Source organism: Burkholderia thailandensis E264, assembly GCF_000012365.1.
Lineage (GTDB): Bacteria > Pseudomonadota > Gammaproteobacteria > Burkholderiales > Burkholderiaceae > Burkholderia > Burkholderia thailandensis.
Window position 1 is genome coordinate 2,031,924 of record NC_007650.1, and the last position, 23,350, is coordinate 2,055,273.

General features: G+C 68.1%; 21 protein-coding genes and 1 pseudogene. 8 read left to right on the plus strand and 14 right to left on the minus strand.

Going from position 1 to position 23,350, the window contains the following annotated elements:
- Positions 1 to 35: 35 nt before the first annotated feature.
- Positions 36 to 800 (minus strand): 4'-phosphopantetheinyl transferase family protein, encoded by a 765-nt coding sequence (locus BTH_RS08570; protein ID WP_223297118.1) that lies wholly within the window; start codon positions 798 to 800, stop codon positions 36 to 38.
- A gap of 575 nt (positions 801 to 1,375) precedes the next feature.
- Here BTH_RS08570 and BTH_RS08575 point away from each other — a divergent pair.
- Positions 1,376 to 1,630, plus strand: a complete 255-nt coding sequence (locus BTH_RS08575) for an acyl carrier protein (RefSeq protein ID WP_009897641.1) — start codon at positions 1,376 to 1,378, stop codon at positions 1,628 to 1,630.
- Between the two features lie 7 nt (positions 1,631 to 1,637).
- Here BTH_RS08575 and BTH_RS08580 read toward each other — a convergent pair whose 3' ends face one another.
- The 6 genes from BTH_RS08580 to BTH_RS08605 form a co-directional block, all read right to left on the minus strand.
- Positions 1,638 to 2,399 carry a metallophosphoesterase gene (locus tag BTH_RS08580; protein WP_009897643.1) on the minus strand — a complete coding sequence of 254 codons (762 nt, stop codon included), beginning with the start codon at positions 2,397 to 2,399 and terminating at the stop codon, positions 1,638 to 1,640.
- Between the two features lie 53 nt (positions 2,400 to 2,452).
- Positions 2,453 to 3,421, minus strand: coding sequence for an acetyl-CoA carboxylase carboxyltransferase subunit alpha (locus BTH_RS08585; protein WP_011401357.1), 969 nt, complete (start codon positions 3,419 to 3,421; stop codon positions 2,453 to 2,455).
- Between the two features lie 328 nt (positions 3,422 to 3,749).
- Positions 3,750 to 4,301: a hypothetical protein gene (locus BTH_RS08590; RefSeq protein ID WP_009897646.1), complete on the minus strand. Its 552-nt coding sequence runs from the start codon at positions 4,299 to 4,301 to the stop codon at positions 3,750 to 3,752.
- Between the two features lie 34 nt (positions 4,302 to 4,335).
- Entirely contained in the window at positions 4,336 to 4,983 is a 648-nt protein-coding gene (locus tag BTH_RS08595) for a LuxR C-terminal-related transcriptional regulator (protein ID WP_009897647.1), read from the minus strand.
- A gap of 92 nt (positions 4,984 to 5,075) precedes the next feature.
- The gene (locus tag BTH_RS08600; protein ID WP_230589017.1) at positions 5,076 to 5,525 is read right to left on the minus strand and encodes a hypothetical protein; all 450 of its coding nucleotides are present in this window, start codon (positions 5,523 to 5,525) and stop codon (positions 5,076 to 5,078) included.
- Positions 5,526 to 7,234: 1,709 nt separating this feature from the next.
- A complete protein-coding gene (locus BTH_RS08605; RefSeq protein WP_009897654.1) occupies positions 7,235 to 7,564 on the minus strand; it encodes a hypothetical protein in 330 nt (109 codons plus the stop codon).
- A 334-nt stretch (positions 7,565 to 7,898) separates the two neighbouring features.
- On the opposite strand from BTH_RS08605, the gene BTH_RS34380 reads away from it, so the two are divergent.
- Positions 7,899 to 8,210 carry a hypothetical protein gene (locus tag BTH_RS34380; protein WP_154660036.1) on the plus strand — a complete coding sequence of 104 codons (312 nt, stop codon included), beginning with the start codon at positions 7,899 to 7,901 and terminating at the stop codon, positions 8,208 to 8,210.
- A gap of 861 nt (positions 8,211 to 9,071) precedes the next feature.
- A complete protein-coding gene (locus BTH_RS08615; RefSeq protein ID WP_009897657.1) occupies positions 9,072 to 11,102 on the plus strand; it encodes a methyl-accepting chemotaxis protein in 2,031 nt (676 codons plus the stop codon).
- A gap of 26 nt (positions 11,103 to 11,128) precedes the next feature.
- Here BTH_RS08615 and BTH_RS08620 read toward each other — a convergent pair whose 3' ends face one another.
- Entirely contained in the window at positions 11,129 to 11,842 is a 714-nt protein-coding gene (locus BTH_RS08620) for a hypothetical protein (RefSeq protein WP_025369889.1), read from the minus strand.
- A 310-nt stretch (positions 11,843 to 12,152) separates the two neighbouring features.
- Positions 12,153 to 13,814, minus strand: coding sequence for an acyl-CoA synthetase (locus tag BTH_RS08625; RefSeq protein WP_009897660.1), 1,662 nt, complete (start codon positions 13,812 to 13,814; stop codon positions 12,153 to 12,155).
- 154 nt (positions 13,815 to 13,968) lie between these two features.
- On the opposite strand from BTH_RS08625, the gene BTH_RS08630 reads away from it, so the two are divergent.
- Together BTH_RS08630 and BTH_RS08635 are read left to right on the plus strand one after the other, a co-directional pair.
- Positions 13,969 to 14,757: a Crp/Fnr family transcriptional regulator gene (locus BTH_RS08630; RefSeq protein ID WP_009897662.1), complete on the plus strand. Its 789-nt coding sequence runs from the start codon at positions 13,969 to 13,971 to the stop codon at positions 14,755 to 14,757.
- Between the two features lie 331 nt (positions 14,758 to 15,088).
- A complete protein-coding gene (locus BTH_RS08635) occupies positions 15,089 to 15,931 on the plus strand; it encodes an AraC family transcriptional regulator (RefSeq protein ID WP_009897663.1) in 843 nt (280 codons plus the stop codon).
- Between the two features lie 502 nt (positions 15,932 to 16,433).
- On the opposite strand, the gene BTH_RS08640 is transcribed toward BTH_RS08635, so the two are convergent.
- Complete coding sequence (locus tag BTH_RS08640; RefSeq protein WP_009897665.1) at positions 16,434 to 17,048, minus strand: LysE family translocator; 615 nt, start codon at positions 17,046 to 17,048, stop codon at positions 16,434 to 16,436.
- Between the two features lie 363 nt (positions 17,049 to 17,411).
- Here BTH_RS08640 and BTH_RS35610 point away from each other — a divergent pair.
- Positions 17,412 to 17,633 (plus strand): annotated as a pseudogene (locus tag BTH_RS35610) (multidrug transporter); the annotation flags it as partial.
- Between the two features lie 94 nt (positions 17,634 to 17,727).
- Here the strand turns inward: BTH_RS35610 and BTH_RS08650 are convergent.
- Positions 17,728 to 18,447, minus strand: a complete 720-nt coding sequence (locus BTH_RS08650) for a pyridoxamine 5'-phosphate oxidase family protein (RefSeq protein ID WP_009897670.1) — start codon at positions 18,445 to 18,447, stop codon at positions 17,728 to 17,730.
- Positions 18,448 to 18,550: 103 nt separating this feature from the next.
- Between BTH_RS08650 and BTH_RS08655 the strand changes: the two genes are divergently transcribed.
- Both BTH_RS08655 and BTH_RS08660 read left to right on the plus strand, forming a co-directional pair.
- Positions 18,551 to 20,059 carry a PLP-dependent aminotransferase family protein gene (locus tag BTH_RS08655; protein ID WP_009897673.1) on the plus strand — a complete coding sequence of 503 codons (1,509 nt, stop codon included), beginning with the start codon at positions 18,551 to 18,553 and terminating at the stop codon, positions 20,057 to 20,059.
- A 152-nt stretch (positions 20,060 to 20,211) separates the two neighbouring features.
- A complete protein-coding gene (locus tag BTH_RS08660; protein ID WP_009897675.1) occupies positions 20,212 to 21,006 on the plus strand; it encodes an SDR family NAD(P)-dependent oxidoreductase in 795 nt (264 codons plus the stop codon).
- A 98-nt stretch (positions 21,007 to 21,104) separates the two neighbouring features.
- Here BTH_RS08660 and BTH_RS08665 read toward each other — a convergent pair whose 3' ends face one another.
- The 3 genes from BTH_RS08665 to BTH_RS08675 all read right to left on the minus strand — a co-directional run bounded on the left by BTH_RS08665 (position 21,105) and on the right by BTH_RS08675 (position 23,244).
- Entirely contained in the window at positions 21,105 to 21,500 is a 396-nt protein-coding gene (locus BTH_RS08665; RefSeq protein WP_009897676.1) for an outer membrane protein assembly factor BamE, read from the minus strand.
- A 130-nt stretch (positions 21,501 to 21,630) separates the two neighbouring features.
- Positions 21,631 to 22,701, minus strand: a complete 1,071-nt coding sequence (locus BTH_RS08670) for an AI-2E family transporter (protein WP_009897678.1) — start codon at positions 22,699 to 22,701, stop codon at positions 21,631 to 21,633.
- A 114-nt stretch (positions 22,702 to 22,815) separates the two neighbouring features.
- Entirely contained in the window at positions 22,816 to 23,244 is a 429-nt protein-coding gene (locus tag BTH_RS08675) for a GNAT family N-acetyltransferase (RefSeq protein ID WP_009897680.1), read from the minus strand.
- Between the last annotated feature and the right edge of the window lie 106 nt (positions 23,245 to 23,350).

Genomic DNA, 23,350 nt, shown 5'->3' on the forward strand with positions numbered 1-23,350 from the left:
CTGGACGGGCCGAATGCATCGCGCCGCATCGCTGATCAGACGCAGCACGCGTCGTGCGCGAAACGCAGATCGGGCGAGCGGCAAACGACGCTCGCCTGCAGCGGCCGCGCGCCGTCCGTCGCCCCGGCGCGCACGAGCTCGATCGAGCACGCGCCGCCCGAGGCGTCGACGGCCACGGCCACGCGATACCGTGCGTCGACCGCGAAGGCGCCGAACGCCCATGCGTGCGCGTGAGCGTCGGCCTGCGCGACGTCGCGAAACCGCACGATCCGATCGTCACGCCACACGAAGCGACAGTCCGCGAGCGGCTTGGCGAGCCCCAAACCGATGGCCTTCAAGTACGCCTCCTTCAGCGTCCACGTCTCGATGAAGCGCGCGAATCCGTCAGCGGCGGCGTGGATCGCCGCCTGCTCGATGTCGCTGAAGTATTGCGCGGCGATATCCGCATAGCGCGCACGCGCGATCGACGCGTCCTCGATATCGACGCCGATCCGCATGTCGAATCCGACCGCGATCGCCACGCCGCCATCGCAATGGGAAAGATTGAATTGCAGGCGGGCGTCGCGCGCAAGCGCGGGCTTGCCGAACCGATTGCGGACGAACGAAACGTCCGACGCGGGCACGCCGGCGTAATGCGCGAGAATCTCGCGCAACAGCGAATGCGCGATCACGTAGTCCCGCTTGTTCGGAAAGAACAGGAATTTCTCCGCGCGCGCGGCTTCCTCCTCGGACAGCGCGGCGGCGAATCGCGCGAGCTCGCGCGCGTCGATCGCATGCGTGCGCGCAACGAAAATCAGCACGTGCCTTTCGCGCGACAATTCCGGGAAATCCATCCGATCGATTCTCTTCCTTTAATGGCACGAGCGAATGGAATATCCCGCTCATTCACGCGACGCCGAAGAATGCCAATTTGACTGGGGCTATCCTACGAATCGCAACGAGCGCCTTCAAGTGTAAAAATACACAGTCGATCGAAGGTGAAATTTCACAAAATAGCTGATAAATCCGTGCCCGCTCCGGGCATTCGTTGTGCAATCCTCCCGTATCGCGCGGTGCGGCAGACGCCCGCTCTCCGTCGACGGCAGAGGCGGGTCGGAACATTCCTGTTTTTCCTTCCGTGCAATTTGAACAACGCGATCATTTTCGATTCGTCGAATTGTCCGGCCGCATTAATTTGGCCGACAAATCCATTGCCATTTTTTCTTCATTCTTATTCGCCCGACACAATGAGGATGGCTAAATTTGATCCGCGTCATGGAAAAGCGCGGCGAACCGAATGATGATGCAAATCACGTTCGTCGCCGCGCGCGGCAGCGCCGCATCGCGAGACTGCGACGACATCGGACCGAATTCCACCGTAAAGGGAGCGACGAGCATGGACGAATGCGATTCGATGCCGGATATTCAGCGCTGGTGTGCCGACTACGTCGCCGACGCACTGGGCATCGACGCCCGCGACGTGAATCCGGACGCGCGCATCGTCGATCTGGGATTGGGTTCGCTGCTGGCGTGCGGCATGCGCTGTGAACTGAATCGTCTGCTTCCGGACACGGCGTCGTTCGACTGGGGCGATCCCGGCTGGACGCTGCGAACGCTGGCGCGGGCGCTGAGCGCCTATGCGCACGCGTGAGCGCGCATCAATCCGACCAGATCAGCGACAACCGCCTGCGGGAAATGTGCGCCTCGGACGGCGTGCCGAGCGCGCTGTTCACGTATCGCACGCCGTCAATGGTGCGCGCCTGATTCAGATGGCTGTGGCCGAACACGTGAATGGCCGATCCCAGCGCGCGGATCTGCCGGTCGAGCCGCCACGATCCCATGACGGGCGCAAGCGCCTTGACCCAAGCCGGCGCCATCGACGGCATCAGGTCGGCGCGCGGCAGAAAGTGCGAGCATGAGATCACGATATCGTTTCGGATATCCAAGTATTCGCGATTGTGCGCTTCCAGATGTCGCGCGACATCCGCGGGTGTCATGTCCTGCGGCCACACGCAGCGGCGATAGTCGCCCCACACTTGCAGCAGGCCGTCGGAAGGCTCGCCGAAGCTGTAGTCGTACCACGCGAGAAGCGGCACGACGGAAACGCCGTGCGCATGGAATGGATCGACGCGCACGCCCATGCGTTGCGCGAGCTCGCGCAACGCATGCCACTTGTCGATCGACGTCGCGGCCGTATCGCGCGGCCCGAGCCACAAGTCGTGATTGCCCGGCACGAACACGACCGCCTCGAAGCGCGCGCAGAACGCGCCGAAGGCGCGTTCGATGTGAGCGAGATCGGTGGCGACGTCACCCGCCAGAATAAGGACGTCGCGCGTGTGCTCGTATCGCGGCAGCGCGTCCAGCCATCTGGCGTTTTCCGGATATTCGACGTGCAGATCCGATATGGAGAACACGCGCATGTTTCGGCCGGCCGCCTATCGCGCGCGGCGCCCGACGGCGCAGCCGGATGCGCTCATACCGCCGTTTCGCGGAACTTGCCGTAGTGCATGAGCCGCTCGTGACGGCGAACGAGAAGCTGCTTCGCGTCGAGCGATTCGACGTTGCGCAGGCTTTCCTGCAGCACGCGCTTGAGCATCAGCGCCATTTGCTGCGGATCGCGATGTGCGCCGCCGACCGGCTCGTTCGCGATCTTGTCGATCAACCCGAGCGCCTTGAGGCGGTGCGCGGTCAGGCCGAGCGCGTTGGCCGCCTGCTCCGCGTAGTTCGGGTTCTTCCAGAGAATCGACGAGCAGCTTTCGGGCGAAATGACCGAATAGGTTGAGAACTGGAGCATGATCGACACGTCGCCGACGCCGATCGCGAGCGCGCCGCCCGAGCCGCCCTCGCCGATCACCGTCGTGATGATCGGCGTCTGAAGGCTCGCCATTTCCATCAGATTGCGGCCGATCGCCTCGGACTGGTTGTGCTCTTCGGCGTCGATCCCGGGCCACGCGCCCGGCGTGTCGATGAACGTGAAGATCGGCAGCCTGAATTTCTCGGCGAGCTTGAAAAGCCGCAGCGCCTTTCGGTATCCCTCGGGCCGCGGATAGCCGAAATTGCGCATCGCGCGCTCCTTCGTGTTGCGCCCCTTCTGGTGGCCCACCACGACGCACGGCCGATCGTTGAAACGCGCGAGCCCGCCGACGATCGACTGATCGTCCGCATAGCTGCGATCGCCATGCAGCTCGTGAAAATCCGTGAAGATGAAATTGACGTAATCAAGCGTATAAGGCCGCGCCGGATGCCGCGCCACCTGGACGATTTGCCACGGCGTGAGCCGCTCGTACAGTTCCTTCGTCAGCTTCTCGCTGCGCGCGGACAACCGGTTGATTTCCTCGGAAAGATCGATCGCCGATTCATCCTCGGAACAACGCAGCGCGTCGATCTTCGCATCCAGCTCGCCGATCGCCTTTTCGAAGTCAAGATACGTTACGTTCGTCATGTATTTCTCCGGCTGCACATGCAGACTCTCAGGTATTCGACGAGAATTATCGTCGGACCGCCCACCTTTTTTTCGGCCGCTTTCGATGTTCGTTCGGGATGCGCGCATTCGCCGCGGAGGATGTCACCGATGATCGATGGCCGCGAATGCGCCGCTATGCACGGCCGCGATACTAACACACCGCCCCGGGTTCATTGTGCGGCGCACGTCCGCTATCGCGCCGCCCCCGCCGCCCCGACGCCGCCCGCCCGACGCGATGCCGCCGCAAGGCCCCGCCCGCCCATCCCGGCACGAGCGCCGCGCGCGCCGCGAGACGGCCGCCGACGCGTCAGGTGATCTCGTCGAAACCCGCCACGCCGCCGCTGCCGTTGATGCCCATCACCTTGCACGTCGCGCCTTGCGCCGCGATCAGCTTGCCGTCGAACGCCGGGCCTTCGAGCTCGAGAAATTCCTCGCAAAACGGCAGCCAGTAACCGGACGCGCGCCGCTTGCGCAGCAGCTTCGGCACCCGCTCGCGCAATTCGTCCGACAGCGCGTGCTCGATCCCGTCTTCGTCGTCGCGCGTATCGGCCACGAGACAAACCGTGTTGCCGTCAAGCAGCGCGTCGTGGTCGAGTATGGCCGGCACGTCGAGCGCGACGAGCAGATCGGCCTTGCGCCCGCAGACGTCGACGTCGAAACCGGCCTGCGCGACATCGATATGCGCGACGCCGCCGCGCCCCGACGTTTCGAGGCTCGACGCGATCCGGTAGCGGCCGCACGCATAATCGGCGAGACAGTCCTCCATCCACGACGACAGCTTGCGCACGTTGGGCCGGTATCCGCCGACGATCTTCAGCGAGAACCGCCCTTGCCGGCCGATGACGGATTCCACGGCCATTTCGACTCCGGGTTGTGTTTTGTTCATCTCGCGCTTACACCGGAATCAGGCCGACCAGGGTCGCCTTGACCGCCGCGTGCGTCTTGTTCGTCGCCCCGAGCTTGCCGACGACGTTCTGAATGTGGAAGTTGATGTTGCGCACCGACATCTGGAGGATGCTCGAAATCTCCGACACCGTCTTTCCTTCAGCGGTCCATAACAATATCTGTCGCTCGACGAGCGACACGCGGGCGATCTCCCCGGGAATCGTCTCGTCGCGCATCAGGCTGCCGATCGTGTCGTGCGCGAGATGCGCGAGCCAGATCATTTCAGGCTCGATGTCGTCCAGTTCTTCCTGCACGATTTCCCGCGTCCCGCGAGCGAATTTCAGCGTGCCGACGGCGCCCCAGCGGTCCCGCACCGACAGCGCCCACCCATACCGGACGCCCTGATCGGACGTCTCGGCCCAAAGGCCGTCCGCCATCGATTCGAATACCTGCGTCGCATCGGCCGTCACGCCGCACGCCTGCGCGTCCGTGTCGGCGCCGCGCCCGCTGCGGTCCGCGTCGAGCACCGGCGACGCCGCGCAGGCGTTCGGGTAGTTGCTCCAGACGAACGTCCGTCGCCGGGTGATCGGGATGGGCGCCGTGAGCCGATACGCGCAAAACTGGAATCCCAGTTCCGTCCCGCGTTGCAAGACCACGTCGAAGGCATCCCCCGCGGACCTCGACGCTCGCATCCGGCGCACAAACTGTTCTCTACCCGCAGACATGCCCGCTCCACAGACTTGGTGGTTCATTTCAATCCGAACGCCGCCCGCGAAGGCCGCGCTTCACCGCCACGGACGCGCCGACGTGCAGCGTCTCGCTCTCGCCCGCCGCCTTTCTCGCGACTCGCCCCGCGCGAAATCGCGCCGCCACGCGGCCGCCGCGCGCATCCGCACCGCATCCGCACCGCATCCGCCGCGCCGGCCTGCAGTTGCCGGCCAAGCGCGTGACACGCCCGCCAGGGTGCCTCGCGCAAAATGAGATCCCGGCCCGAATCACGAAAGGCAAACCGCTCGTCGGCATGAGGCAAAGCGACACAAAAGCGCAACGTTGCATCGAAGGAACGCGCCGCGAGCCGCAAAGCACATTGCCGCAATCCGTCGCACGCCGGCCAATGCGCCGCCGGCATGACAACCTCATGCCGCGTTCGGTTGAATCCGAACACGACGACACTCCGATCGAGAATCAATTTCGCCAATCAAACGGCATTCATTTATCGCCATTCGATAATGATGCAAACGGCGACGACTCCAATACGTTGTCGATTCCGATTGGATTCGATTCCAGCGTCAAACAAAATCAATCAAATGGCGAGATTAATGCCCGACTCGATGCCTACTGCTGCAGCGTGAGACGCCATCGAATCAATCAAGCTCGCGCGACGAAACGCCCGCGATGCCGATCCGCTCGCTCGCGGAAATTCGGCCGGACAATGTTTTCGGCCCGCCCTCGACGATGAAGACTCGACGCGCCGCCCGCGCTGCCGCCTTCGGCACGAATGTCCCGCGTCGATGCGACTACCGCCGGCGTCGCCCGCATATCCCCCGCCTTCGGCATGCAATGCCGCCGCATCGCTCAATATGAACGAGCCGACGAAAGATGCGCCTCGCGCGGCCGGCCCGCACTAGTCATGCTCATGCGACATGGCCGATGGAAGACGAAAGCCTGCCTGCATCCGGGTGCGGACACGTCCTGCCAGAAGAAGCAAGAGAACATTCCGCCCGCGCGTGGAAACGGTCCGTTCGATGCGAAAACGGACATCCGAGCGGACATCTGAGCGGCGATGCGCACGATCGCTTGCGCAGCGCTTCATGTGCGCGCAACGCGCACGCCTACGCCAAGCACATCGAAATCCGATGCCGCCCACGGGCACTGATCGGCCTCGACCGGCACGCCGCCGAACGCGAACGACTCAGCCGAGTTCAAAGCGCAGCCCCTACGGACGCCGAACCGGGACAAGCACCGTGATAGTAAATATCGAAACTTCCACGAAAAACGCTCGCTTCTGAATCGGAACAAACTGCTATCGGAATTTTGACGAAGACGACACGCGTCATACGGCCCTCTCTCACTTCTATTTCAACCACGCTATTTGAAGGCATGATGCATGCTTATTTTTACGTTGTCAACTTGAGCGGAATACTCGACAAATCAGCGCTTTTTATCAACCATATCGGGTAAAGTAATCGCCCGACGACGATAAAAATGACCCTACCCATCCCCTCTCAATGATGCGGATTTTTTGATAAAAATTAATTTTTCAATCCTTACGCGACACGCAATAAAAGCCGAAAGAAAAATGATATCCAAGATGCCCGATCAAGCCGACTGACTGAAAAAAACGCTTTCGGAAAATTCCGATTTCCGGACGACGCGGATAATCCACGCTCGCCGAGCATCGTGGTGTCATGAATGTCCGTTCCATGCCGCCGCATCACGTTCGTTCGGGCGTTCGATCCTCCGCATCGATCGGACGCTCCGTTCACCGGAATCCATCGTCTGCCGTTACGGTGCCGCAGTCAAAGCGGAATCGCGAATGGAACCGGCATGCCGGGCACGCCGCCGTTCGTCGGCCGGCGGCCGCGATAGGGCGAATCGGCGGCGCTTGCCGCCGGCCGCGCGGCGCGGCATTCGCTCCGACTCGATCGGATGATCCGAAGGCGCGCGCCGCCGCCGATGCCTATCGCTTCGAATGGTCGGAAGGCGGCGCGGCGGCGAGCGATAACGCTCGTGCGCGCCCAAATGGAAAGTGCGCATCGGGCGCGATCCGCTCGACGCGCACGCAATATCCGTCACGATGGAACCGCGATCCGAGCCGCGCGCGTCCTGGCCGGGAGAACCGCACGCTTCACGCGCGCATGCGCCCGACGCCGACGACGCGCGCCCGTCGACGCCGCTCGAATCCGTTCACTCCGGATACGAATCGTCGACCTTGAGCTTCGCGAGCTTGAAGATCGTGCGAAGCGTGCGCGGATGGATGTCGCGGTGCGCGGCGAGCGACGACAGGATGAAGTCGAGCACCTTCGCATGCCTGAGCAGCACGAGGCAGTTTTCGAGATCGGGGGCATGGGCCGCGTTCAGGCGTTCGGCGAACTGCAGCATCTCGACGGCCAGCTCGCGCGCCATGTCGAGTTCGATCTGCTGCTTTTCGCCCCAAGCGACGGGCTGCGGCTGCTCGAGCAGCTTCGCCAGGAAAGCCTGGAATTGCGCGTCGGACTGGTTCGGAAGCGCGTCCATGTCTTGCTCCGTGCTGCAATTGAGCGAGCGAGCCCGGTGGGTGCGCCCGACAAGTTTCACTGTATCCGCGCGAATCGGCCGGCGCGGTCCTCGTGCCCGATGTCACGCAGAAACCGTGCCAGCGCCGTACGCGCCTATCGCGCACGTCGTGCGCGATGGCCATCGACGGCCGCCCGGCCGCATCCCCGCGCTGCCGAAACGCAATGCGGCGACGTCGCCGGCCGCGGGTGCGCGCGCACGCACCCGCTCCGCGCGAGAATCCGTCGTCAAAATGATTCACCGACGTTACGTAACACACGCATTGGCCGCCGGGACATGGCGACATGTCTCACAGTTGAAACATCGCGTCAGTTGCGGCCTGCGCGCGGCGCGCCGCGACCGCCCTGTCATGGAACCCGTTCCGGCCTCGTTCGTCCGCCATGCGAAAAACGGCGCGGAACGAACCGCAACGCGTCGGCATCGCACCGATCGCCGCGAGATCCAGCGCGGCAATCCTCGCCCGGCGGCTGCGCGACGGCCCGCCGCATCGAACCTTGCAATGCCTGCCCGCAACCGGCGCGCATTCCTTGCGGCAAATGGCGCGCAACGCGCTTCGCCCGACGAAATCAAGCGTATTCCCGAACGATCGAATTCGGCGGCCATATAAAGATGGCCCTTCGGGGGCCTGGTGAAGTGACCTTTTACACATTCTTACAGCGGTGCCCCGGCCATTTCGCCAGCCCGAATCGACTCGCAGCGCCTTGGCCGCACTCCTGTGCGCGGGCCGCTCGGGTCTTCGATGCAATTCGAGTTCCCATGTACGAATGCGTCGAGATCGCGGGGTCGATCCGCGCCCGGCACGCAACGGCCCGTTCAGCCCATGCGCCGATTCGACGAACGCTCGAACGCGGCGCTCCTCCGCAGGCAGCCAACAGACCAAGAAGAACCGTATCCGCGCGCCGGCGCACGCATGCGAGGAGGCCGGCGTGCCGTCGCCGACCGCACGCTCGGCGCCGAGCCGCTCGTGCGTGCGCGCCCTTTGTCTCATCGCTCGCACTATCGCCATGCAACCGAGCGACATGCCCGGACCGCCACGAGAAACCGCCCGACCGGAGCGCGCGCCTCTTCGCCCGTCACGCATGACGAACGGGGAACGCGCAACCGCCGCGCGCCGCTGATCGACCCGACGGGCAAGTAGCGCGATAACCGGCACCATGAGGACGCGGCGCGCCGTGCTCGCGGGCGACGAACTGCCGGGCGACGAGAACCGGCTCGCGAACGGACGACGCGTCGCGCAGCAAGGTCCACGCGGCCGCCGCCGACGGGCCGGCGGCATCGCCGCCGCCTCGCGGCGCGCCGCGAACGGACGAGGCCCCGAACGCCGCGCACGCTTCGCGATCCTGAGCGCCGCGCCCGCCCCTTACAAAATCCTAAAGATTCGCCCGCGCGTGCCGACAACCACGCCATCAGAGAGCGGTGACGCGTGCGTTCCGCCAACGTACCCGCCCCCCGCACTCCGGAGTCATTCATGCACGTGCCATTCCTGCGGCGCGCGAGCGTCGGCGCACGCCTCGCGGCGCTGTCGAGCGCGCTCTTCGCCGTTCTCTTCGCCGCGTTCGTCTGGGCGCTGACCCACGCCGCCGGCAACCAGGTCGCCGATCAGGTCCACGCGAGGATCGACGAGAAGGATCGCTCGATCGCCGCGATGATCGCGCTTTTCGACGAAGCGCTGAGCGCCGAGGCGAGCCGCGCGATGACGCTCTTCGCGAGCTTCCTGCCGGCCGGCTACGCGCTCGACGCCGCGCGCACGATCGACGTCGCGGGCACCGCGACGCCCACGCTCACGGCGGGCGGCCAGACGCTGAACCTCGACTTCTCGATTCCCGACCAGTTCCTGCAAAAGAGCGGCGCGATTGCGACGATCTTCGCGCGCCGCGGCGACGACTTCGTCCGCGTGACGACGTCGCTGAAGAAGCAGGACGGCAGCCGCGCGATCGGCACGCTGCTCGACCGCAAGGGCCCCGCGTACGCGCCGCTCGTCGCCGGCCGGACCTACACGGGTCTCGCGACGCTGTTCGGCAAACGTTACATCACCCAATACAAGCCGATCGCGGATGCGAGCGGCGCGATCGTCGGCGCGCTGTTCGTCGGCATCGACGTCGGCGCGGAAATGCGGCTCGTCGAAACCGGCATCCGCCAGTTGAAAATCGGCGAGCACGGCTACTACTTCGTGCTCGACGCGTCGGATGGCCCCGCGCGCGGCACCCTGCTCGTCCATCCGGCGCGCGCGGGCCAGCGCGCCGACGAGGCGGCCGCGCCATACGCGCGGATGCTCGCCGCGAAGGAAGGCCAGTTGTCCTACACATCGACCGACGCCGCCGCCGGCGACGACGGCCCGCGCGCGAAGTTCGTGTCGTTCGTGACGGTTCCGCAGTGGCAATGGCTCGTCGGCGGCATCGCGATCGACGACGAAGTGATGGCCGACATGCGCGCGACCCGCAACCGCTTCGCCGCGATCGGCTGCGCGTTCGTGCTCGCGTTCGCGGCGCTGTTCGTCGCGGTCGTCAAGCGCGTCGTCAGCCGGCCGCTCGATGCGGCGGCGCACGCGTCCGAGCGCTTCGCCGCGGGCGACCTCAGCGTGCGGATCGCCGCGCGCGGCGCGCACGGCATGCACGATGACGCGGCGCAGCCGCGTGAGAGGCGCGGCCGAGGCGACGAGATCGGCCGGCTCGTGCGCGCGGTCGACGGAATCGGCGACGGCCTCGCGCGGATCGTCGCGCAGGTGCGGCGCGGCGCGGCCGACATCGCGCACGGCACCGTGACGATCGCGGCCGGCAGCAGCGACATGGCCGCGCGCATCGCAACGCAGGCGAGCAGCGTCGAGCAGACCGCGGCGAGCATGGAGCAGATCACCGCGGCCGTTCAACAGAACGCCGATCACGCGGCGCAGGCGAACGCGCTCGCGACCGGCGCGTCGAGCGCCGCGACGACGGGCGGCGCGGCCGTGCAGCGCGTCGTCGCGACGATGGGCGACATCCAGGGCGTCGCGCGCAAGATCGCCGAGATCACCGGCGTGATCGAGGGCATTGCGTTCCAGACCAACATCCTCGCGCTGAACGCAGCCGTCGAGGCGGCGCGCGCGGGCGAGCACGGCAAGGGCTTCGCGGTCGTCGCCTCCGAGGTGCGCGCGCTCGCGCAGCGCAGCGCGGCGGCCGCCAAGGAAATCGACGCGCTCGTCGGCGAATCGGCGTCGACGGCCGAGCACGGCTTCCGGATCGCCGAGGACGCGCGCGCGGCGATGCAGGACATCGTCGCGCGCGTCGATCAGGTGCGCGCGATCATCGCCGAGATCAGCGCGGCGTCGCGCGAGCAGTCGAGCGGGATCGAGCAGGTGAATCTCGCCGTCACGCAGATCGGCGCGGCGACGCAGCAGAACGCGACGCTGATCGCCGACGCCGAGCGTGCGGCCGCCGCGCTGCGCGACGAGGCCGCTCAGCTCGCGCACGCAGTCAGCGTGTTCAAGCTCGCGGCGGACGAAGGCGTGCTCGACGCGCGTTGACCCAACCCACCCGCGCCCGGCGTGTTTCAGGGCTGGACGTTGACCGTGCCGAACCGGTCGCGCACGTCATACCAGATGCGCGGATCGACCGGATCGCGGTACGAATAGTCGGTCACGGTGCTGAACGCGCCGAGATGCGTCGCCGTGCAAGCGAAGTTCAGCGTCGTGCCGCCGCCGTACGGCGTCGCGCCGACCGTCACGGGCGTCGGCCCCGACCACCGGACGCTGCAGCCGTTCGAGCTGCTGCCGACGTTGTAGCCGCGGCAATTGAACGTCGACGTGCCCTGACTCACGGCCGGCGTGTTCGGCCATCGCGCGATTGCAAGATCGACGCCGCACGAAAGCGGCAGCGGATTGCCGGCCGCGAGCGAGAACGTGCCGCCCGGCACGCGCAGGTTCGCGATCACGGGCGTCGACAGGATCGGACCGCCCGCGACGCTCGCGCTCACGGCCGCCGAGGCCGCATCGGCGCCGCGCGCGCCGGCGGCACGCGCGTGCGCCGCCGGCTCCGGATACTGGCAGACGACCACGGCCGTCACGTCGCCGCCGGCTTTCAGCGTGCCCTGATCGGTGATGTCGCGCCCGCCGTTCGCCGCGCACAGCAAGTTGCGCAGCGCCTTCGCGTCGCCCGCGAGCGGCGCGGCACCGACGCCGCCCGCCCACGCTGCGCCGCCGTGCAGGCACGCCAGATCGATGATGCAAACCAACGCTGCCTTGATTTTCAGGTGTTTCATGGTCATCCCCGCCGTTAGTCAGTCATGACATCGCCCCATATCATCAGACGATATGGGGCGACTTTGACAACGGGGTGACAACAAGGGGCAACGGCGAACGGAGATGGCGGCTCCGCGCCCGCACGCGTCGCGCGGCTCGCATCGCACGTCGCACGTCGCGCGGCTCGCGCGCCGGTCGGGCAACCGGCACAGGCGGCGAGTCCAGCATGCAGATGCGAGCCGTCGATCGCCGCGCTGCGCCGCGCGCTCGATGATCGATGATCGGCGATCGGCTACCGCGCGGCGTCCGCGGTCCGCGGCCGGCCGCGGACCGCGCCTACCCTTTCTTCGCGGCGTCCGCCACCAGATCGATCGCCGAGCGCGAGCCGACCTGCGCGCGCAACTGGAATTTCTGGATCTTCCCGGTCGATGTCTTCGGCAGCTCGCCGAACCGCACCGTCTTCGGGATCTTGTACGCGGCGAGCAGCAGCCGGCAGTGCGCGATGATCTCTTCCTCGGTCGCGCTCATCCCTTCGCGCAGCTCGACGAACGCGCACGGCACCTCGCCCCACTTCGGGTCCGGCAGCGCGACGACGGCCGCGACCGCGACGGCCGGATGCCGGTACAGCGCGTCCTCGACCTCGATGCTCGAAATGTTCTCGCCGCCGGAGATGATGATGTCCTTGCGGCGGTCCTTGATCCGGATGTAGCCGTCCGGCGTCAACACGCCGAGATCGCCCGTGTGGAACCAGCCGCCCGCGAACGCCTCGTCGGTCGCGTGCGGGTTCTTCAGGTAGCCCTTCATGCAGATGTTGCCGCGAAACATGATCTCGCCGAGCGTCTCGCCGTCGGCCGGCACGGGCGCCATCGTGTCGGGATCGAGCACGGTCGCGCCCGCCTGCAGGTGATAGCGCACGCCTTGCCGAGCGTTCAGTTGCGCGAGCTCGTCGTCGGGCAGCGACGCCCAGTGCGCCTGCTTCGCGCAGACGGTCGCCGGGCCGTACACCTCGGTGAGCCCGTAGACATGCGTGAGGTCGAAGCCGATCTCCTTCATCTTCGCGATCACAGCCGGCGCGGGCGCGGCGCCCGCGACGAACGCATGCACCTCGTGCTCGATCCCCGCGCGCCATTCGGCCGGCGCGTTCGCGATCGCGCTCTGCACGATCGGCGCGCCGCTGTAATGCGTGACGCGCTCGCGCCGAATCAGATCGAGCACGAGCTTCGCATCGAACTTGCGCAGGCACACGTTCACGCCCGCACGCGCCGCGACCGCCCACGGGAAGCACCAGCCGTTGCAATGGAACATCGGCAGCGTCCACAGGTAGACCGCGTGCTTCGGCATGTCCCATTCGAGGATGTTGCTGATCGCGGCGAGGTACGCGCCGCGATGATGGTAGACGACGCCCTTCGGGTCGCCCGTCGTCCCCGACGTGTAGTTCAGCGCGATCGCCTCCCATTCGTCTGACGGCGGCGTCCACGTGTACGTCGGGTCGCCGCCCGCGAGGAACGCCTCGTAGTCGATCGCGGCGGGAAAGCGCGCGGGATCGGCGGGCATCGCGTCGGCCACGCTCACGATCGCGAGCCCCGGCACCTCGAGCGCCGCGCGGTGCGCGAACTCCGCGTATTCGGTGTCGACGATCAGCACCTTCGCCTCGCCGTGACGCAGCATGAACAGCATCGACGCGATGTCGAGCCGCGTGTTCAGCGCGTCGAGCACGGCACCCGCCATCGGCACGCCGAAGTGCGCCTCGATCATCGGCGGAATGTTCGGCAGCAGCGCGGCGACGGTGTCCCCCCGCTCGACGCCCGCGCGTTCGAGCGCGCTCGCGAGACGCCGCGCGCGCGCATAGGTCTCGCCCCACGTGCGGCGGATGTCGCCGTGCACGACGGCGAGGCGCTCGCCGTACACCTCGGCCGCGCGCGCGATGAAATCGATCGGCGTGAGCGGCACGTAGTTGGCCTCGCGCTTGCCGAGCCCCTCCTCGAACTTCTGCGTCATGATGTCGTCTCCTGCAAGGCGTGCGCCTCGGCATCGTTGGTTTGTGGTCCAATTGAACAAGCCTACTCGCGGCCATTGTGAGCCGTCTGTCACCCAAGCGACAGACTCGCCGGCGACGACCGCGCGTATTCCCTATCCTCGCAAACCCTGTGTGATGCCAGACGACGTCCAAGCTCCGCGCCGCCCGCCGCCGCTCGCCAATGAAGCCGCCGAAGCGCCCGCCGAAGGGTCCGTGCAAGCGCCCGTCGCGGCAGCCGACGCCGGCGAGCTCCGCGCGCTCTTCTCGCACTGCGGCTGGTTCAACGCGCTCGCGCCCGAGCATCAGGCGCTCGTCGTCGCGCAGTCGCACGCCGAGTACCGCGACGCGGGCGACTGGGTCGCGCGCCGGCAGGCGCCGAGCGAATACTGGATCGGCGTGCATCGGGGGCTCGTGAAGCTCGCGATCTACAACGCTTCCGGGCGCGGCTGCACGTTCTCCGGCGTGCCGTCGGGCGGCTGGTTCGGCGAAGGCAGCGTGATCAAGCGCGAACTGCGCAAGTACGACGTGATCGCGATCCAGCGCTCGCTCGTGCTGTTCGTGCCGACCGCGACGTTCCACGCGCTTCTCGACAGCAGCCTGCCGTTCACGGGCTTCGTGATTCGCCAGTTGAACAACCGGATGGGCGAGTTCATCGCGTCGATCCAGAACAGCCGGCTGCTCGACGTCGACGCTCGCGTCGCGCAGTCGCTCGCGCAGCTGTTCAATCCCGATCTGTATCCGGACACCGGCGCGACGCTGGCGATATCTCAGGAGGAACTCGGCATGCTCGTCGGCGTGTCGCGCCAGCGGATCAACCAGGCGCTTCAGCATCTCGAGCGGCTCGGCGCGCTGCGCGTCGCGTACAACCAGATCGACGTGCTCGATCTGCCGAAACTCGCGGCGTTCGGGATGGAGCAGATCTGACGGCGGACGGACGCGCCGATCGAGCGGCGGGCCGCGGGCGGCGGGCGGCGGGCGGCGGGCGGCGCAAGGAAGACACGAGAGTCGCATGGCTGTCGCGTGAGGCCGGCCGCGCGGGCATCGAAGGATATCGCGTGACGGCCTCGGAATAGCGACAGCGCGCAAGCGCCGGCTCCCGCCGCGCGCCGCCCTGACGACGCCTCCGGCAAGCGCGCCCGAGCACTCCCGTCCGGCGCCGCGAACGCCGCGCCGAAGCGGGTTATCATGGCCCGTTCCCGCGCGCCGCGTCGGCCGCGGCCCGTTACGGACGCTTCGCGCCCCCACGCCGTCTCGCATGAGTTCCATCGCCTGCGCCCCGCCCGCCGCCCCCGTCTCCCGCTTCTGGCGCGATCCCGCGCTGCCGTTCATCGAGGCGCGCGCCGTCGACGACGGCCGGCGAATCTGCTACGCGAAGCATACGCACGAAACGTTCTCGATCGGCGCCGTCGTCGGCGGGCGCAGCATCTATCTGAACGGCAGGGCACGCGAGCCGGTCGGCGCGGGCGCGGTCGTCATCGTCAACCCGGAAGACGTCCACGCGTGCAACCCGCTCGGCGATCGGCCATGGGTCTATCGGATGCTGTACGTCGACGCCGGCTGGATCACGCGCCTGCAGCACCAGCTCGGCTTCAGCGCGAACCGCGATTTCCGGCCGTTTTCCGAACGGCTCTCGACGAGCGCGGGGCTCTATCGCGAGCTGAACCGCCTCCACCGCGCGCTCGCGTCGCCCACGGCCGACACGCTGCAAAAGCAAAGCATGGCCGTCGCGTTCTTCACGGCGCTGCAACTGCGCGCTCAACCCGCGCTCGCGCCGGCCGCGCGGCGCAGTTCGCCCGCGAAGCTCGCACGCGCGGCCGAGTATATCGACGCGCATTGCACGCGCGCGCTCTCGCTCGACGATATCTGCACGGCGGCCGGGCTGTCGCCGTCTTATCTGATCCGCGCGTTCGGCGCGCATTACGGGATGACGCCGCACGCGTATCTCGTGAACCGGCGCATCCAGTACGGCCGCGCGCAACTGAAGCTCGGCCGGCCGATCGCGGACGTCGCGCTCGACGCCGGATTCGCCGATCAGGCGCATTTTCAGCGGGCGTTTCGGAAGGTGGTGGCGGCGACGCCGGGGCAGTATCGAGGATGACGAAGGAAGGATCGGCGGTGCGGCCGGGACCGTTTCCCGGCATCGCCGTCGATGCCGGATTCACCGGTTGGATGTGTGTCCGGCGGCATGTCGAGGCCGCCGGGCCCCGCTAAACGAGCCGCTGTTCCAACGAACGGCCACGTCGCGCGCCTTGGTTCGACCGTTTCGCACCGGAGCGGCGGAGCAGCGGAGCAGCGGAGCGGCGGACAAGCGATTCGATCGGCGCGCCTTCCGCGTGGACTTTGCCCGATTCGCGCGGCCACTCAGCGGAAGCGGCGGATTTCCTCGACTACGCGCGGATGTTCGGCGGCGCGTCATCACGAGACGCGGCTCGGCTGCGCGAGCATTCACGCTCCGAACCCACCGCGCGCCAGTGAAGCGCTGCGGTCAAAGGCGGCTCTTGCGATCCCGTGGCGCGCCCAAGCACCGCGCAGGCGGCTTGCCGCCGCCCGCAGCGGGGCGGTGATACGGTCGATTCAGCAAGCGTCCCGGAAAGTCATCGCTACACGTCAAGCAAGTAAAGCGCACTCAACGCGAGCAGCAACGCCATCGCCCGATTGAACATCCGCATTCGCCGCGCATCGTGCAGATACCGGCTCAAGCACGCCCCCGCCACCGCCCAGCTCGCGACCGACAGATAGCAAATCACCAGATAGATCGCCGCGAAGCGCCAGACGAGCGCGGCGTCGCCTTCCGCCGAATAGACGCTCATCCCCGCGACCGACGCGAGCCACGCCTTCGGATTGAGCCACTGCATCGCCGCGCCGCGCGCGGCCGAAGGCCCGCTCGCACCGCTCGCACCGCTCGCACCGCTCGCCGGCTCGCGGGCGTCGATGCGGCCGTCGTCGATCGCGAGCCGGTAACCGAGGTACAGCAGAAACGCCGCGCCGCCCCATTGCATCGCCTTCGCGAGGAACGGCCAGCGCTCGAGCAGCGCATGCATGCCGAGGCCGATCGCGACGAACAGCGCGACGAAACCGAGCGTCGCGCCCGTCACGTGGCGCAAGCTGGCCGCGACGCCGTAACGCGCGCCCGCGCTCAGCGCGACGAGATTGACGGGGCCGGGAGTGATCGACGCGGCCAGCGCGAAAGCGGCCATCGAAAGCAGTACGTCCATGCGGGGTCCTCGAATACGCTCGTTTCATCGGAGCAAACGAGGATAGGGGCGGCACGCATGCACGTATTGAACAAAACTGCCCACCCTATGGCGGCGAGGCGGCTTCGGCTTCGGCTTCGGCGGCGGCGGCGAAGCCGAGACCAGCGCGGCGCCGAAGCGAAGGCGCAAGCGGAAAAGCGCCACCGCGAACGAAGCCGCCTTCACCACGCAAAGCCAGCGATTCCGAGCCCCCGGGCGGCATCCGCGAGCACCCCAAGCAGCGCGCGGACGGCGAGAAGCCCGCCGCTGTCGCCGTCGAATGGGGAAAGCGCGTCGAATGACGTGCGCCACACCAATCCCCGCCACATTCACGCGTTCATCGCGATGGCCATCACGATCCTGCTGGCTACGCCGCTCGCGCCGATGCGCACACCGACCGACGTGCCGATGTCGATCGACATGCCGGTCATCAGCATGATCGGGAATTACAACGGCCTGTCCGCGCAAGAGACGACCGACCGGATCACGTCGGTCCACGAGCGCACGCTGACCACGACCGTCGGCAACATTCAGCACCTCGGATCGCGGCCGCTGCGCGGCATCGCGCGATCGCCGGGTTGAACCGGCTGCCCGTGCGCGCGGCCGGCGGCCGCGCGGCGGCGCGCGTTGAAGACGACTTGCGCGGCGGGCGGCGCCCCGCTCAACGCGCCGCGATCCGCCTCGCCGCCTCATCCTCCGTCTCGCGAAGCGGCACCGCATCCTGCCAGCGCCGCACGTAGTCCGGCACGCCGGCGGGCGCGGCCGCCGTGACCGGCGCGAAGCGCGCGTCGCGCATCGGCAGCACGCCCGCCCACACCGGCAAGCCGAGATCCGCTTCGTCGTCCTTCGGGCCGCCCGTGCGGACCTTCGTCGCGGCTTCGTCGAGCCCGATGCGCAGCACCGTCGTCGCGGCGAGTTCGTTCGCGTCGCCCGGGCGCGCGTCGCGGCTTCTGCCCGGCGCGATCCGCTCGACGAACGCATCGAGCACGGCCGCCTTCCGCGCGTCGGGCACGACCTCGAACTCGCCGTAGATCACCGCCGACCGGTAGTTCATCGAATGATTGAACGCCGAGCGCGCGAGCACGAGCCCGTCCAGGTGCGTGACGGTCACGCACACCTGCGCGCCCGCCGCCGCGAGCTTCAGCATCCTGCTGCCGTTCGAGCCGTGGATGTACAGATGATCGCCCTCGCGCCAGCACGCGGTCGGAATGCAATGCACGCCCGATTCGTCGGCGAATGCGACGTGGCACACGTACGCATCGTCGAGGATCGCTTCGAGCGTCGGGCGATCGTAGTGGCCGCGATGGGCGACGCGGCGCACGCGGGTGCGCGCGGTCGGCGCGCTCGGGTCCTGGATGGTATCGGCTGCGGTCGAGGTCATCGGCGTGGCTCCTGCATCGGCGTGGTCGTTTCGAAAGGCTCGACGATAGAAAATCTGTGGCACCATGAATAGATCCATGCGATCACGAATTTTTGGAGCCACGATGGACTACGGCGTGTTGCTGTCGAACTTCGAGCGGGACAACGCGCACGATGCGCTCGCACGCGCGTCGCAGCAGCATCGGCTCTACGCGTGCCTGCGCGCGGCGATCCTGAACGGCACGCTCGAGCCCGGCACGTATCTGATGTCGTCGCGCGCGCTCGCCGAGACGCTGCGCATCGCGCGCAACACGGTGCTCTACGCATACGAGCGGCTCGCCGCCGAGGGCTTCGTCGTCGCGCGGCGGCAGGGCACAATGGTCGCGCGCGTCGGGCTGCCCGCGGCGAGTGCGGCCGCCTCGCCCGCGAACGCGAGGCCCGCGCTCGCGCGGCGCGTCGCGGCGCTGCCGGAGATCGACGCCGACGACGAGCGCGAGCCGCTGCCGTTCCTGCCGGGGATGCCCGCGCTCGACCAGTTTCCGCTCGCGCCGTGGCGGCGCGCGCTCGAGCGCGCGTGGCGGCGGATCGGCCCCGCGCAGCTCGGCCATGCGCCGCTCGGCGGCAATCTGCGGCTGCGGCAGGCGATCGCCGAATATCTGCGCGTGTCGCGCGGAATCGGCTGCGATGCGCAGCAGGTGTTCGTCACCGACGGCACGCAGCACGGTCTCGATCTGTGCGCGCGCACGCTCGCCGACGCGGGCGACACCGTCTGGATCGAGAATCCCGGCTACGCCGGCGCACGCGCCGCGTTCGAGGCGGCCGACCTGCGGCTCGTGCCGATTCCCGTCGATGCGGACGGCCTCGCGCCGAGCGCCGGGCACTGGCGCGCGCATCCGCCGCGGCTCGTCTACATCACGCCGTCGCATCAGTATCCGCTCGGCGCGGTGATGAGCGTCGAGCGGCGCCTCGCGCTCGTCGCGAACGCGCGCGCGGCGGGCGCATGGATCGTCGAGGACGACTACGACAGCGAGTTCCGCCACTTCGGCGCGCCGCTCGCCGCGCTGCAAAGCCTCGGCGACGACGCACCCGTCGTCTATCTCGGCACGTTCAGCAAGACGATGTTTCCGACGCTGCGGATCGGCTTCGTCGTCGCGCCGGCCGCGCTCGCGCCGGAGCTGCGCCGCACGATCGGCGCGCTCGCGCCGCGCGGGCGCCTCGCCGAACAGCTCGCGCTCGCCGATTTCATCGAGGCGGGGCATTTCACGAGACACCTGCGCCGGATGCGCCGGCTCTACGACGAACGGCGCGGCGCGCTGCAGGACTCGCTCGCGCGCCATCTCGGCTGTGCGCTGACGGTCTCGGGCGGCGCGGGCGGCATGCATCTGTCCGCGCGGCTCGACGCGCCCGTCGCCGACGTCGACGTCGCGCGCGCGGCGCAGGCCCACGCGATCACGGTGCGGCCGCTGTCGCGCTTCTGCCTGCCGGGCACCGATCGGGCCGCGTACAACGGCCTCGTGCTCGGCTACGGCGCGGTGCCGACCGAGCAGATCGACGCTTGCGTGCGGCGGCTCGGCATCGCGATCGACGATGCGCGGCACGGCGCGCGGAAGGCCGCGCGCGACGCCGCGCGGTGAACCGGGCCGCGCGCGCGAATCCGCCGGACGCCGCCCCTTCTTCGCATCGCGTCCCGCGCGAGCGCCGGCTTGCCCGCTTTCGTCTAAGCTGGTCGCTCGCGCCCGCCGCCGTCGCGCGGCGGATCGTTCTCTCCTTTTTGCGGAGCATGCCCATGCACATCGACCTCACCGGCAAGACCGCCCTCGTGACCGCCTCGACCGCCGGCATCGGCCTCGCGATCGCCGAGGGACTCGCGCGCGCCGGCGCGCAGCTGATCGTCAACGGCCGCGGCGAGGCGTCCGTCAAGGCCACGCTCGCGCATCTGCGCGTCGCGGCGCCCGGCGCGAGCGCCCAGGGCGTCGTCGCCGACCTGTCGGACGCCGACGGCGCGCGCCGCGTGATCGACGCCGCGCCGTCCGTCGACATCCTCGTCAACAACGCGGGCATCTACGGCCCCAAGCCTTTCTTCGACATCGACGACGCCGAGTGGGAGCATTTCTTCCAGATCAACGTGATGTCGGGCGTGCGGCTCGCGCGCCATTACCTGAAGGGCATGCTCGAACGCGACTGGGGGCGCATCGTGTTCATCTCATCGGAATCGGCGCTCAACATCCCGGCCGACATGATCCATTACGGCTTCACGAAGACCGCGCAACTATCGATCTCGCGCGGGCTCGCGAAGCTCGCGGCCGGCAGCCGCGTGACGGTGAACGCGGTGCTGCCCGGCCCGACGATGTCCGATGGCGTGAAGGCGATGCTGAAGGCGACGGCCGACGCCGAGCACAAGAGCGTCGAGCAGGCGGGCGTCGATTTCGTGCGCGCGCACCGGTCGAGCTCGATCATCCAGCGGCCGGCGACTTGCGACGAAGTCGCGAACCTCGTCGTCTACGTGTGCTCGCCGCAGGCGTCGGCGACGACGGGCGCGGCGCTGCGCGTGGACGGCGGCGTCGTCGACACGATCGCGTAGCGAAGAGCTGGGCCGTTCGGCTGCTCAGCCGGGCCGCGCGCTCGACGCGCACGAATCGCGCGACCGGCCCGAGCCGCCGAATCCGCTCGGCCCACCGCTCACGCTCGCGGCTCGTCGCGCGCCGAGCGCGCGCCGCCGCGCAGCAGCCCGCTGCGGTCGGCCTCCGCGCAGGTCGCGAAGCCGTGCCGCGAAACCGCGCCGCGCCGGTCGAACACGACGTAATACGGCCGATGGTCGTTGCCGTGGCGCAAATCGTAGTTGTAGCAGACGCCCGTGCCGTTGCGCACGATCCAGACGCTGGCCGGATTGCCGCCCGCCTTCACGACCTGCGCCTGCGTCGCACCCGGCTGCGCGGCCGCCTTCGGCAGCGGCAGCCGCGCGTAAGAGAATGAGTCGAACCAGCCGCTGATCCAAGAACAGCCGCTCATCAGCAGCGCAGCGGCAAGCGGGCCGGCAAGGGCGGAAACGGTGCGGTTCGTCGTCTGGATTCGCATGCTGCTCTGGCTTGGCGGCGCGGTGCCGGTGCAGTGGAAAACTGCATGCTAATCGACGTTCCACCGTCTTTTTGTTGAAATTTCTAAAAACAGTCAGAAAAACAACGCGCCGTTCGTTCGGCGCGCGCCGTCAATCGACCCACTCCGCCCACAGCACGGTCAGCACCGTCATCAACGCGGGGCCGACGAAAAGGCCGAGCAGCCCGAACGTCTCCGCGCCGCCGAGGATGCCGAACAGCACGAGCAGAAACGGCAGCCGAGCGGAGCTGCCGATCAGCACCGGCCGCACGAAGTGCTCGGCGACGAACACGACGACGGCCCCGAACGCCGCGAGCCCGATCGCCCAGCCGAGCGCGCCTTGCACAAAAAGCCACAGCGCCGCGCCGCAAAACACGAGCGGCGCGCAGAACGGCAGCATCGCGGCAACCGCCGTGACGAGGCCGAGCAGCGCCGCATGCGGCAGGCCCGCGAACGCGTATGCGAGCCCGAGCAGCACACCCTCGCCGAAGCCGACGACGACGAGCCCCGTCACCGTCCCGTGCACGGCGGCCGCCATCCGCTGCAGCAGCGCCGCGCCGCTATCGCCGAACGCACGCCGCACGCCGGTGAGGAGCGCCCCCGACAGGCGCGGGCCCGCTCGGAAAATCACGAACAGCGTGACGAGCATGAAGCCGAACAGCACCGCCGCGTGCACGAGCCGCGAGCCGAAGTGGCGGCCGAACGTGACGACGCTCCCGCCGTCGACGCCCTTCACCGCGCTCGCCGGATGCAGCGGCTGCGCGAGATGCGCTTGCCACCACGCGCTCGCCTGCTGCGAGCCGAACGGCAGATGCGACAGCGCGTCGGGCATGGGAATGCCGGTCTGCTCGACGCGATGCAGCCAGCCGAGCAGTTCGCGGCTCTGCTCGATCGCCTCGACGAGCCCCGCCGCGACCGGCACGACGACGAGAAGCGCGATCGCCGCCGTCAGCGCGGCGGCGACGAGCGTCGCGCGGCCGTGGAACGCGGGCAGCGCGTCGATCCGGCGCAGCGCGGGCCACAGCGCGATCGCGACGACGCCCGCCCACGCGATCGCCGGAATGAAATCGCGGATCACCCACAACGCAAGCGCGACGAGCGCCGCATACAGCGCGCCGAGCGCGATCGATTGGGCCTTCGGACGGCCGGCGGGCTCCGGCGGGACAGACGCGTTCTGAACCATGAGGACTCTTGGCGAAAGATGAAAGCGCGGCGCGCGCCGCGGCGGACACCGCCATCTTAAAGGACGCGCGCGAGCGCGCCGGTGCGGCGGCCGAGCGTCGCGCACGGCCGCGCTTCAGCGCAGCGTTTTCGTCATGAACACACGGCTCGTGCCGGGCGGATCGCACGGCACCTCGCCGAAGCGGCGCCAGCCGAACTTTTCGTAGAACGCGGGCGCCTGGAAGCTGATCGTGTACAGCACGGCCGCACCGCAGCCGCGCTGGCGCGCTTCGTCCTCGGCGAGCCGCAGGATCTCGCGGCCGACGCCGTCGCCGCGCAACGCGTCGGCCAGATAGAACAGGTCGACGAACATCAGGCCGAGCGACGTGCGGCCCGTCAGGCCGCCGAGCAGCGCGCCCGTGTCCGGGTCCTTCGCGAACACGGCAAGCGCCCGCTCGTCGTTCACGCCCACGCGCTCGACGTTGTACGCGGTGAGGCCCGCGCCGATGAAATCGATCTCGGCCGGTTCGGGGCGATCGGTGACGACAAGCGTGACGTTCGGCATGGCGGACCTTGGGGCGATGTGGATGGCGAATCGGATCGGTTCGGTTCTGAATTCGATCGAAACGGCGATCTTATCGCGCACGCGCGGCGCGCTCAAATGCGCCGGA

Excerpts from the sequence above, each read along its gene's own strand:
- BTH_RS08575 (WP_009897641.1), top strand. The coding sequence starts at position 1,376 with ATGGACGAATGCGATTCGATGCCGGATATTCAGCGCTGGTGTGCCGAC.
- BTH_RS08580 (WP_009897643.1), bottom strand. The coding sequence starts at position 2,399 with ATGCGCGTGTTCTCCATATCGGATCTGCACGTCGAATATCCGGAAAAC.
- BTH_RS08585 (WP_011401357.1), bottom strand. The coding sequence starts at position 3,421 with ATGACGAACGTAACGTATCTTGACTTCGAAAAGGCGATCGGCGAGCTG.
- BTH_RS08590 (WP_009897646.1), bottom strand. The coding sequence starts at position 4,301 with ATGGCCGTGGAATCCGTCATCGGCCGGCAAGGGCGGTTCTCGCTGAAG.
- BTH_RS08605 (WP_009897654.1), bottom strand. The coding sequence starts at position 7,564 with ATGGACGCGCTTCCGAACCAGTCCGACGCGCAATTCCAGGCTTTCCTG.
- BTH_RS08615 (WP_009897657.1), top strand. The coding sequence starts at position 9,072 with ATGCACGTGCCATTCCTGCGGCGCGCGAGCGTCGGCGCACGCCTCGCG.
- BTH_RS08620 (WP_025369889.1), bottom strand. The coding sequence starts at position 11,842 with ATGACCATGAAACACCTGAAAATCAAGGCAGCGTTGGTTTGCATCATC.
- BTH_RS08625 (WP_009897660.1), bottom strand. The coding sequence starts at position 13,814 with ATGACGCAGAAGTTCGAGGAGGGGCTCGGCAAGCGCGAGGCCAACTAC.
- BTH_RS08630 (WP_009897662.1), top strand. The coding sequence starts at position 13,969 with ATGCCAGACGACGTCCAAGCTCCGCGCCGCCCGCCGCCGCTCGCCAAT.
- BTH_RS08635 (WP_009897663.1), top strand. The coding sequence starts at position 15,089 with ATGAGTTCCATCGCCTGCGCCCCGCCCGCCGCCCCCGTCTCCCGCTTC.
- BTH_RS08640 (WP_009897665.1), bottom strand. The coding sequence starts at position 17,048 with ATGGACGTACTGCTTTCGATGGCCGCTTTCGCGCTGGCCGCGTCGATC.
- BTH_RS08650 (WP_009897670.1), bottom strand. The coding sequence starts at position 18,447 with ATGACCTCGACCGCAGCCGATACCATCCAGGACCCGAGCGCGCCGACC.
- BTH_RS08655 (WP_009897673.1), top strand. The coding sequence starts at position 18,551 with ATGGACTACGGCGTGTTGCTGTCGAACTTCGAGCGGGACAACGCGCAC.
- BTH_RS08660 (WP_009897675.1), top strand. The coding sequence starts at position 20,212 with ATGCACATCGACCTCACCGGCAAGACCGCCCTCGTGACCGCCTCGACC.
- BTH_RS08665 (WP_009897676.1), bottom strand. The coding sequence starts at position 21,500 with ATGCGAATCCAGACGACGAACCGCACCGTTTCCGCCCTTGCCGGCCCG.
- BTH_RS08670 (WP_009897678.1), bottom strand. The coding sequence starts at position 22,701 with ATGGTTCAGAACGCGTCTGTCCCGCCGGAGCCCGCCGGCCGTCCGAAG.
- BTH_RS08675 (WP_009897680.1), bottom strand. The coding sequence starts at position 23,244 with ATGCCGAACGTCACGCTTGTCGTCACCGATCGCCCCGAACCGGCCGAG.